This window comes from Streptomyces sp. NTD91 (assembly GCF_059510455.1).
Genome location: NZ_JCAJZW010000034.1, coordinates 25,626 through 34,475 on the forward strand (window position 1 = coordinate 25,626; position 8,850 = coordinate 34,475).

Here is an 8,850-nt window from a genome sequence, read left to right on the forward strand (position 1 = left end):
GCCCGCCTCAGCGGCCGGCGGCGTACGGGGCCAGTGCGCGGCGCAGCGGCTCCCAGCCCCGGGAGCGCTTCGTGCCCCGGTTGCGGGCCGTGACCAGCGCCTTCCAGAAGCCGGCCGCGAGGAACTCCTCCGGCTCGACGGCCGTGGTGCGCTCCAGCACGGACTCGGGGACCTTCTGCGGGTCGGGCACCTCGAACTCCGCGACGATCTCGTCGTACCTGTCCCGCAGGACGGTGTTGCCCGGGTCGGCGCCGAAGACCAGCAGCTGACCGGTGGGCGCGGTGTCGACCAGGACCGTCACGAGGTCCGGGCGGTGCCGGCCCAGGATCTCGATCAGCTTGTAGACGTCACCGGTCCAGGCATTGGTGTGCCGGTCGCGGGCGGCCTCGTCGACATTGCGCGGGAGCATGTCGTCGAAGACGATCACGCTCGCCCAGTCGGAGTGCTTCTCGATGTTGACGAAGTCGCGCAGTGCGTACTCGAACAGGTGCATGCCGTCGATGAACGACAGGTCGAGCGTGGTGCGCTTCCAGTAGCCGAACGGGCTGCGGTTGCGTGCGAGTTGGCGCAGCGGGTGGCGGCCGCCACGCAGGTGCGCGAGGGGGTTGTCGCGGCCGAAGAAGTCGTCGCTCGTCGCCTTCACCAGGTGCACGTCGCAGCGTATCTCCGTGACCACCTTGAACGCGGGGTCGATCGCGATGCTGGGTACCCGGGACAGCGTCAGACTGCGGCCGTCGTTGACACCGATCTCCAGGTAGTTGCGGTTCGCGCTGACCTTGTGGAGTTCCCGCAGGAACTCGTGCCGTTTCACTGGGACGTCTCCTTGCGGATGTGGGGCAGTGCTTCGTGCAGGGCGGTGCGCCAGTCCCTCAGCGGTGCCAGACCGGCCGCCCGCCACCGTTCGTGACCGAGGACGCTGTACGAGGGCCGGGGCGCGGGCCGACGGAAGGCCCGGCTGTCGGTGCGGCGGACCCGGTCCGGGTCGGCGCCGGCCTGCCGGAACACCTCGCGCGCCAGCTCGTACCAGCTGGCCTCGCCGGAGGCGGTGGCGTGGAAGACACCGTGCGCGCCCGGGTCGCGGCGGAGCCGGGGACCGAGGTCGGCGATCCGGGCCGCCACGTCCGCACTCCACGTGGGCTGGCCGCGCTGGTCGTCCACGACGTCGACGGTGTCGCGGGTGCGCTCCAGTTCCAGCATGGTGCGCACGAAGTTCCCGCCGTGCACGCCGTACAGCCAGGCGGTGCGCAACACGGCAGACCCACCGGGGAGTTCGGCGAGGACCGCCCGCTCCCCGGCCAGCTTGGTGCGGCCGTAGGCGGTGCGCGGGGCCGGTTCCTCGTCCTCCCCGTACGGGACGTCGCGGGCCTCGCCGGAGAAGACGTAGTCGGTGGAGACGTGGATCATGCGGGCCTCTGCGGCGGCGCAGGCGCGGGCCAGCAGCCGGGGGCCCGCGCCGTTGACGAGCAGGGCGTGCTCCTCGTCGGTCTCGGCCGCGTCCACGGCGGTGTACGCGGCGCAGTTGACGACCACGTCCGGCCGGTGCTCGGCGAACGCCCCGCGTACCGCGGCCGGTTCGGTGATGTCCAGGGCGGCGCGGCCGAGACCGGTGACGTCCTCGCCGCGTTCGCGCAGTACCCGCACGGTGTCGTGGCCGAGCATGCCGCCGGCGCCGGTGACCAGCCACCTCATCGTGCGCTCCGGCGCTTCAGCGGCTCCCACCAGTCGCGGTGGTCGCGGTACCAGGCGACGGTCCGGGCGAGCCCGGCGGTGAAGTCGCGGCGCGGACGGTACCCGAGTTCGTGGCGCGCCTTGCTCCAGTCGACCGAGTAGCGCAGGTCGTGGCCCTTGCGGTCGGTGACGTACTCGACCCGGTCCCAGCCGGCGCCGCACGCCTCGAGGAGCAGGCCGGTCAGCTCCTTGTTGCTCAGCTCGGTACCGCCTCCGATGTTGTAGACCTCGCCGGGGCGGCCCTTGGTGCGCACCAGGTCGATGCCGTGGCAGTGGTCCTCGACGTGCAGCCAGTCGCGGACGTTGCGCCCGTCGCCGTACAGCGGGACCGTCAGGCCGTCGAGGAGGTTGGTGACGAAGAGCGGGATCATCTTCTCCGGGAACTGGTGCGGGCCGTAGTTGTTGGAGCACCGGGTGACCCGCACGTCCAGGCCGTGGGTGCGGTGGTGGGCGAGGGCGAGGAGGTCGGCGGAGGCCTTGGAGGCGGAGTAGGGCGAGTTGGGGGACAGCGGGTGCTCCTCCGGCCAGGAGCCGGTGTCGATGGAGCCGTACACCTCGTCGGTGGAGACGTGCACGAACGGGCCCACGCCGTGTGCGAGCGCCGCGTCCAGCAGGGTCTGGCTGCCGAGGACGTTGGTCCGTACGAACTCCGCGGCGCCCTCGATCGACCGGTCGACGTGCGACTCGGCGGCGAAGTGCACGACCTGGTCGGCGTCCGCCATCAGCTTGTCGACCAGGCCGGCGTCGCAGATGTCGCCCTGCACGAAGTCCAGCCGTGGATGGCCGACGGGCAGGTTGGTGAGCGTGCCGGCGTAGGTGAGCCGGTCCAGCACGGTGACCCGGGGCGCGCCGGGCGAGTCGTCGGCGAGGAGCATACGGACGTAGGCGGAGCCGATGAACCCGGCGGCTCCGGTGACGAGGAGGTTCATGAACGGATCTGCACCTTGCTGTGGTCTCCGAGGACGAGTCGGTGGGCACTGGGGACGCCGGACGCCGGGGTGACCTCGACGTGCCGGCCGATCAGCGAGGACTCGATCCTGCCCACCCCGGCGCTGGAGGAGTCCCGCAGCACGATGGAGAACTCCGGTTCGCTGTCGGTGATCCGGCAGTTCTCCGCGACGGAGGTGTGGGGGCCGATGCAGGAGCCGGCGACGTCCGTCCCGGCGCCTGTGGGGGCGGGGCCGACGATCCGGGAGCCGGAGCGTTCCTGGGGGATGTAGGTGACGTCCAGGCCGAACTTGGAGCCGTCGCCGACGGCTTCCTCGATCTCCTCCGCGGTCTCCCCGACGACGATCCCGGTCTCGGTGGTCCCGGCGTCGGCGAGCGATTCCAGACCGGAGGACAGCATGGGCTTGTCGGTCACCGGCACGAGCCGTTTCGCCGAGGGGTGCGTGCTCGGACGCAGCAGGGTGCCGGAGCCGCCGGAGAGCACCAGAGCCTTCATTCGCCACACCTTAACGGCGATCGTCCGGATCGGACCTTTGCCTGTATGGCTTGTTCGTTGCGACGGTATGGCTCCGGTGTCGACAGGGCCTTACCGGCAGCGTGCTCTCCCGCCGGTGCCGCTCAGTCCTCGCCCCGCACGATGTTGTCCTCGCAGGCTGTCTTCCGCTGCTGTGCGGAGACGCGGTCCAGGACGGCCGGGAGACAGGTCCGCACCCCGCTCCGGCGCCGCCGGCGAGCCTTCGCCCAGCCTGTCTCGGCGTAGGGCAGGGACGGTTTCTCCGTGGGCTGCGCGGTCACGTCGTCCATCTTCCTTCTGCGTCGTCCGCTTCCTTCTGCGTCGTCCACCGGCCCGGCGGGGGCCCGCGCGGGGACAGGTGTGCCACCGGGTTCCCGCGGGATCCGGGCCGCAAACGCGGGCCGGCTCAGGTACGGCCGCCGCCCCCGCCGCCGAAGGATCCGCTGGAACCGGGCGACCAGCGCGGCCGGCTCTGGTCGTCGGCGCGCCTGCTGCGGATGGTGCCGACCTGGTACGGGGTGAGCCGCTCGCGGTCGTCGGCGGCACGGGGCACCTCGTCGGGTTCGCGCATCTCGTGCGTCTCCCGCACGGGACCGGACGGCGGCATCCTCGGGTGGTCCTCGGGGCGCGGCGGCGGTGACTCGGCCCGGCGCACCCTGATGCCGAACCGGAAGGCCAGCACCAGCCCTGCGGTGCAGGCGATCCCGGCGAGCAGGATGAGTACGTATCCGAAGACCTGGGCACCGGAGGCTGCTGCGTACATCGCGAAGTCCATGGGCGCCGGGTACCCGCCCGAGCGGCGGATACGACTCCGGGTGCGAGCGTGGCGCACACGTGGCCGCAGGTCACGGGGAGTAGCGCCACACGCGATGACGGAACTGCCGGATCCGTCGGACACATCGGCCCGGTCGCGGAGTTCTGCTTCTTCCTGGTGGCAGGCCTGCTCGCCCTCGGGATGCGCGTGGAACTCGCCCGGCCGGGTCTGCAGTTCCTGAGCCGGCCGGGCTGCAGCAAGCTCTTCACGATCCACGGCACGATCATGAAGCTGCTGTTCGCGACCCCGATGTCCGCCGGGTTCGCAGGCGCCGTGATGCCGCTGCACGGCGCGTAGGAGCCCGCGTGGACGACCTCGCGCATCTCCGGCTGGAAGGAGGAGAGGAAGGTCGGCCAGATCCCGGTCCAGCACCAGCGAGCTGTACAGGGCGAGTCCGCCGAGCGGGAAGGACAGTGGTCGGGGAACGCCCTGCGCAGCGTCGGGCCGCCCCCGCACACGGGCAGCCGTGAATCGAGCGCGTCCGCGAGCCGCTCGGCGCGGCGACCGGAACGGCTCATGCTCCCTCGGGCTCCGCCGCGGCGCGGGCCACCTCGGCCTCGACCTCGGGACGCGGCCGGCCCGACTCCTTCGCGTACTCGCTCACCGCGGTCTGCACGTCCCGGGCCAGATCCCGCCAGGCGCGCAGCGCGGTCTCGTACGTGCCGGACTGGGCGCCGGTCATCCGCCGCTCGGCCGGCGGGCCGTAGGTGTCCCGCAGCTCCTCGACCGTGGCGTGGGCCGCCTCGGCCGCGCGCTGCTTCTGCACGAGTTCCTCGAAGGTGTGTGCCACACCGATCGACCCTAGGCACCCCTTCCCGGATACGCCTCCCCAAGCCTCCTCAACCTGCCGAAACGCTACCCGTGTGGCGGTCAGCGGGCGGTACGGGCGACGGCGGCGGGCCCGGCGCCGGGAGCGGGGCCGACAGCGGCCCCGACCTGCGGGGGGCACCGGCTCGGCCGGCCGTCAGCCGCCCGGTACCAGGTCCGCCCAGACCTGTTTGCCGCCGCTGACCGGGACCGTGCCCCAGGCCGCCGACACCGCCTCGACCAGGAGGATGCCGCGGCCGCCGGTGGCCTCCCAGCCGATGCTGGTGGGCTTGACGGGGCTGCGCGGGGAGGAGTCGGCGACGGCGAGGCGAAGGCGGTGGTTGACCAGGCTGAGGTCGAGCCGGACCTGTCCGCCGGTGTGCACGAGGGCGTTGGTGACGAGTTCGGAGACCACCAGCAGCGCCGCGTCCTGGGTGTCCTGCGGCACGCCCCAGGCGCGCAGGGTGCGCCGGGTGAAGCGGCGGGCGTGCCGGACCGCCTCAGGCAGCCGCCACACCGTCCAGCTCTCCCGCAGCGGCCGTACGGCCATGCCGTCGTAACGCATCAGCAGCAGCGCCACGTCGTCGTCGCGGTGGGCGTCGGTGAGCAGTGCGTCGGCGACCAGCCCGAGGTGCGCGGGGTCGGCGGCGGCCAGCTCGGTGGCGAGCCGGTCCATGCCGACGTCGATGTCGGCGTTCGGCAACTCCACCAGGCCGTCGGTGGTGAGCGCGATCACCGTGCCGGGCAGCAGCCGAAGCGGGGTCATCGGGAAATCGGCCTGGTCGAGCACGCCGAGCGGGGGCCCGCCCTCGGCCGACATGATCTCGGTGGTGCCGTCCGGGCGGCGCAGCAGGGGCTGGAGATGACCGGCCCGCACGCACCAGGCGGTGCCCTGCTCCATGTCCACGTCGACGTACGCGCAAGTCGCGAACAGGTCGGTCTCCATGTCCAGCAGCAGCCGGTTGGCATGGGCGACGACCACGTCCGGCGAGTGGCCCTCGGCGGCGTAGGCACGCAGCGCGGTGCGCATCTGGCCCATCAGGGTGGCGGCGCCCGCGTTGTGGCCCTGGACGTCCCCGATGACGAGGGCCACGTGGTTGTCGGCGAGCGGGATCACGTCGTACCAGTCGCCGCCGACCTGCAGCCCCTCGGTGGCGGGCAGATAGCGGGCGACGGCGACCGCGCCGGGAAGCCGTGGCAGGCGGCGCGGCAGCAGGGTGCGCTGCAGCATGCCGACGAGTTCGTGCTCGGCGTCGAAGGCGTGGGAGCGCAGCAGGGCCTGTCCGACGAGGCCGGCGCAGGCGGTGAGCAGGGCGCGCTCGTCGGGGCCGAAGGAGTGCGGGCGGTCCCAGCCGATCAGGCAGGCCCCGGCCATGCGACCGGCGGCGGGCAGTGGCAGCACCGCGAGGCCGCCGGGGCCGACGTCGGCGAGGGCGGGTTCCAGCGCGGTGCCGGCCGGCCAGATCCGGGCGCGGCCCTCGCGCAGCGCGGCGGCCAGGGTGGGCATGGCGCGCACCGGCGCGTCGGGCCACTCGGTGCGCCACTCGGTGCGCCACACCTCGGGCCACTGCTCGGGTTCGGGCGGGTCGAGGACGGTGACGACGAGCCGGTCGTTCTCCAGCTCGGCCAGCGCGAGACGGTCGGCCTGCAGCGGCCCGCGCAGAGCGGCGACGACGGCCTTGCCGACGTCCTTGACGGTGGTGGCGGTGGCGAGGGCAGCGGCCAGGCGCTGCACCCGGGCCACGTCGGTGACGTCGGAGCGCAGGGTGGAGGCGTCGGCGACGGTGCCGACGAGCCGGGCGGGGCGGCCCTCGCCTCCGGGCACCAGCCGGCCGCGCAGCCGCAGCCAGCGCGGCGCGCCGGAGGGCTGCAGAATACGGAACTCCAGCTCACGGTCGCCGATGGACATGTGGTCGGCCTCGACCACGCTCATCAGCGCGGGGAGGTCCTCGGGGACGGTGAGGGCGAGCAGGGTCTCGACCCGGCCGTCGAAGTCGTCCCGGGTGACCCCGCACAGTCTGAGGATCTCGTCACCGACCTCGATCCGGCCGCTGTCCATGGCCAGGCTGAAGGCGTCCGGCGTCAGCTCGGCGCCCTCCCCGGCGGGAGCCACCGGGAGGGGTACGGCGATCGCACCGGTGATCAGCTCCAGGCAGGCGCGGTCGTCGGGGCCGAAGCCGCCGGGGTGCTCGCTGACCGCCAGCAGACAGCCACCGCCCGCCGGTCCGAGCGGCAGGACGGCCACGGAGAAGTCCGGGGACGGGATGCGCCGGGCCTCGGGGCACTCGGCGAGCTGCTCGGGGCCGAGCCGGCGCGGTTGCCCGGTGCGGTGGGCCTCGGCGACCGGGGAGCCGCCGGCGGCCGGATAGCTGTCGCGGAGCCCGTACAGGGTGCGGGGCAGTCCCGCCGACTCGACGAGACACAGCTGGGCCGGGTCGTCGCCCGGTGTGTAGACACCGACGAAGGCGGCCCCGGCGAGCACCAGCGCCTGTTCCAGGATCCGGCGCAGCCGGTCGGGCGTGGTGGGCGCCGCGGTGAGCGTGTCCAGGGCGGCTCGGGCTCGCTCCGTTGCCGTTCTGCTGATCGCAGCGCCCTCGCTCCTCACCACGTTCGCCATTACAGCGCGTATGGGGCTTCCGCGCAGCCCCTGTGGAGTCCGGTCGTGGCGACATCGCCCGGACACCTCGGCCCGAGGGAGCCGCCCACCATGGCGACGGTGACCAGCGGGGAGAGACCGGCACGGCCGAACCCACCGCCCCAACCCCCGCCCCCACGACCTCGCCCGCCCTCGGGGGAGAACGCCGACCTGCCGCCGGACACCGGGAAAGACCCACACCGCCACGCCCGGCGCCCAGCAGCCCACCAGCACGCGCCGCCGGGGCAGGACCGACGCACCGCCGACCCACCGCCCCCGAGGCCCGCCCCCACGACCTCGCCCGCCCTCAGGGGGGAACTGACGGCGGGTGGCGGGAACGGGAGCGACGCCGCTGCCGCCCATGGCGGTCGAACACGGGTGCGCCGCAGATCCGGCGAGCCCGGTGTCCGGCGCGCCGGACGCCGGGCTGCTCAGGCGGGGTCCTCGAGGTGGGCACGGGCTGCCGCGGGGCCGGGTGCACCCGCCGGGTCGCCGGCCTCGGTGGAGACGACCAGCATCCGGGTGACCGAGCCGTCGTCGGCGACGACGTCCCGCACGTGCCGAAAGCCCAGGCGGCGGCACAGGGCCAGGCTGGCGGTGTTCTCGGCGCCGACCATGCCGTAGGCCTCCCGGAGCCCGAGGTGACCGGCGGCGTGGCGCAGCAGGCCGCGCACCACCTCCCCGCCCAGGCCGCGGCCCCAGTACTCCGGGGCGAGCGCCGTGACCAGTTCGTGGCCGGGGACGTTCCCGGTCTTCTTCACCTCCGCGTGGCCCGCGTAGGCACCGGCCAGCCACAGCCCCCACACGTCGAAGCGGCGCTGCGGGTAGACGTCCGTGAGGATGGCGCGGAACAGCGCGCGCAGGTCGGGCTCGGGCACGAGTTCCTGGCCCATCCAGCGGCACACCTCCTCGTTGCGCAGGAGGCCGACGAAGGCGTCTTCGTCCTCGGGCCGGTAGGGGAGGAACTCCACGCGTTCGGTACGCAGTACGGGTGTCATACCGGCTGCTCCTCGGTAGGGATGCGGGGCGGGGGCCGACGGCGGTGGGGCGCCGGAACGGCGTGGTGCCGGAACGTGGGGGAACGAGGGACCCCACCGGCCGGTGCGCCGACCGGTGGGGCGGTGCCGCTGCCGCCGGGGTCAGGACCCGGCGTTCTCCATGCGTTCGCGCAGGCTCCGCGGGCGCATGTCCGTCCAGACCTCGTCGACGTAGGCGGTGCACTCGGCCTCGGTGCCCTCCTTCCCGACGGGCTGCCAGCCGGCGGGCACCTCGAGGTCGGCCGGCCACAGGGAGTACTGCTCCTCGTCGTTGCGCAGCACCTGGTAGCGGGTGTTCTCGTCCATGTCTGGTTCCTCTCTCGTCGCTGTCACCGGCTCGGTCGGGTGTGGTGCGGGTCCTGGGTGG

General features: G+C 73.4%; 9 protein-coding genes and 3 pseudogenes. 1 reads left to right on the top strand and 11 read right to left on the bottom strand.

The window, feature by feature from the left end:
* Nucleotides 1–7: 7 nt before the first annotated feature.
* From AC5WRT_RS28420 to AC5WRT_RS28450, 7 genes and pseudogenes are all read right to left on the bottom strand, one after another.
* Entirely contained in the window at nucleotides 8–811 is an 804-nt protein-coding gene (locus AC5WRT_RS28420; protein ID WP_496097071.1) for a class I SAM-dependent methyltransferase, read from the bottom strand.
* Nucleotides 808–1,689: a dTDP-4-dehydrorhamnose reductase gene (gene rfbD / locus AC5WRT_RS28425; RefSeq protein ID WP_496097072.1), complete on the bottom strand. Its 882-nt coding sequence runs from the start codon at nucleotides 1,687–1,689 to the stop codon at nucleotides 808–810. The genes AC5WRT_RS28420 and rfbD overlap by 4 nt, the downstream gene beginning before the upstream one ends.
* A complete protein-coding gene (gene rfbB / locus AC5WRT_RS28430) occupies nucleotides 1,686–2,657 on the bottom strand; it encodes a dTDP-glucose 4,6-dehydratase (protein ID WP_496097073.1) in 972 nt (323 codons plus the stop codon). Before rfbB ends, rfbD begins: the two co-directional genes overlap by 4 nt.
* A pseudogene (locus tag AC5WRT_RS28435) lies at nucleotides 2,654–2,923 on the bottom strand (glucose-1-phosphate thymidylyltransferase); the annotation flags it as partial. The gene rfbB and the pseudogene AC5WRT_RS28435, both read right to left, overlap by 4 nt.
* A gap of 15 nt (nucleotides 2,924–2,938) precedes the next feature.
* Nucleotides 2,939–3,172: pseudogene (locus AC5WRT_RS28440) on the bottom strand (sugar phosphate nucleotidyltransferase); the annotation flags it as partial.
* A gap of 122 nt (nucleotides 3,173–3,294) precedes the next feature.
* A complete protein-coding gene (locus AC5WRT_RS28445) occupies nucleotides 3,295–3,480 on the bottom strand; it encodes a hypothetical protein (protein WP_496097074.1) in 186 nt (61 codons plus the stop codon).
* A gap of 116 nt (nucleotides 3,481–3,596) precedes the next feature.
* Complete coding sequence (locus AC5WRT_RS28450) at nucleotides 3,597–3,965, bottom strand: DUF6479 family protein (RefSeq protein ID WP_496097075.1); 369 nt, start codon at nucleotides 3,963–3,965, stop codon at nucleotides 3,597–3,599.
* 114 nt (nucleotides 3,966–4,079) lie between these two features.
* On the opposite strand from AC5WRT_RS28450, the pseudogene AC5WRT_RS28455 reads away from it, so the two are divergent.
* Nucleotides 4,080–4,289 (top strand): annotated as a pseudogene (locus AC5WRT_RS28455) (cbb3-type cytochrome c oxidase subunit I); the annotation flags it as partial.
* Between the two features lie 229 nt (nucleotides 4,290–4,518).
* On the opposite strand, the gene AC5WRT_RS28460 reads toward AC5WRT_RS28455, so the two are convergent.
* From AC5WRT_RS28460 to AC5WRT_RS28475, 4 genes are all read right to left on the bottom strand, one after another.
* Nucleotides 4,519–4,794, bottom strand: a complete 276-nt coding sequence (locus AC5WRT_RS28460) for a hypothetical protein (RefSeq protein WP_496097076.1) — start codon at nucleotides 4,792–4,794, stop codon at nucleotides 4,519–4,521.
* Between the two features lie 174 nt (nucleotides 4,795–4,968).
* Nucleotides 4,969–7,428, bottom strand: a complete 2,460-nt coding sequence (locus AC5WRT_RS28465) for a SpoIIE family protein phosphatase (RefSeq protein WP_496097077.1) — start codon at nucleotides 7,426–7,428, stop codon at nucleotides 4,969–4,971.
* A 449-nt stretch (nucleotides 7,429–7,877) separates the two neighbouring features.
* Nucleotides 7,878–8,444, bottom strand: a complete 567-nt coding sequence (locus AC5WRT_RS28470; protein WP_496097078.1) for a GNAT family N-acetyltransferase — start codon at nucleotides 8,442–8,444, stop codon at nucleotides 7,878–7,880.
* A 141-nt stretch (nucleotides 8,445–8,585) separates the two neighbouring features.
* Nucleotides 8,586–8,789 (bottom strand): MbtH family protein, encoded by a 204-nt coding sequence (locus AC5WRT_RS28475; RefSeq protein ID WP_496097079.1) that lies wholly within the window; start codon nucleotides 8,787–8,789, stop codon nucleotides 8,586–8,588.
* Nucleotides 8,790–8,850: the final 61 nt, after the last annotated feature.

Coding starts and splice junctions, on each gene's coding strand:
- AC5WRT_RS28450 (WP_496097075.1), bottom strand. CDS start 3,965: ATGGACTTCGCGATGTACGCAGCAGCCTCCGGTGCCCAGGTCTTCGGA.
- rfbB (WP_496097073.1), bottom strand. CDS start 2,657: ATGAACCTCCTCGTCACCGGAGCCGCCGGGTTCATCGGCTCCGCCTAC.
- rfbD (WP_496097072.1), bottom strand. CDS start 1,689: ATGAGGTGGCTGGTCACCGGCGCCGGCGGCATGCTCGGCCACGACACC.
- AC5WRT_RS28475 (WP_496097079.1), bottom strand. CDS start 8,789: ATGGACGAGAACACCCGCTACCAGGTGCTGCGCAACGACGAGGAGCAG.
- AC5WRT_RS28445 (WP_496097074.1), bottom strand. CDS start 3,480: ATGGACGACGTGACCGCGCAGCCCACGGAGAAACCGTCCCTGCCCTAC.
- AC5WRT_RS28465 (WP_496097077.1), bottom strand. CDS start 7,428: ATGGCGAACGTGGTGAGGAGCGAGGGCGCTGCGATCAGCAGAACGGCA.
- AC5WRT_RS28470 (WP_496097078.1), bottom strand. CDS start 8,444: ATGACACCCGTACTGCGTACCGAACGCGTGGAGTTCCTCCCCTACCGG.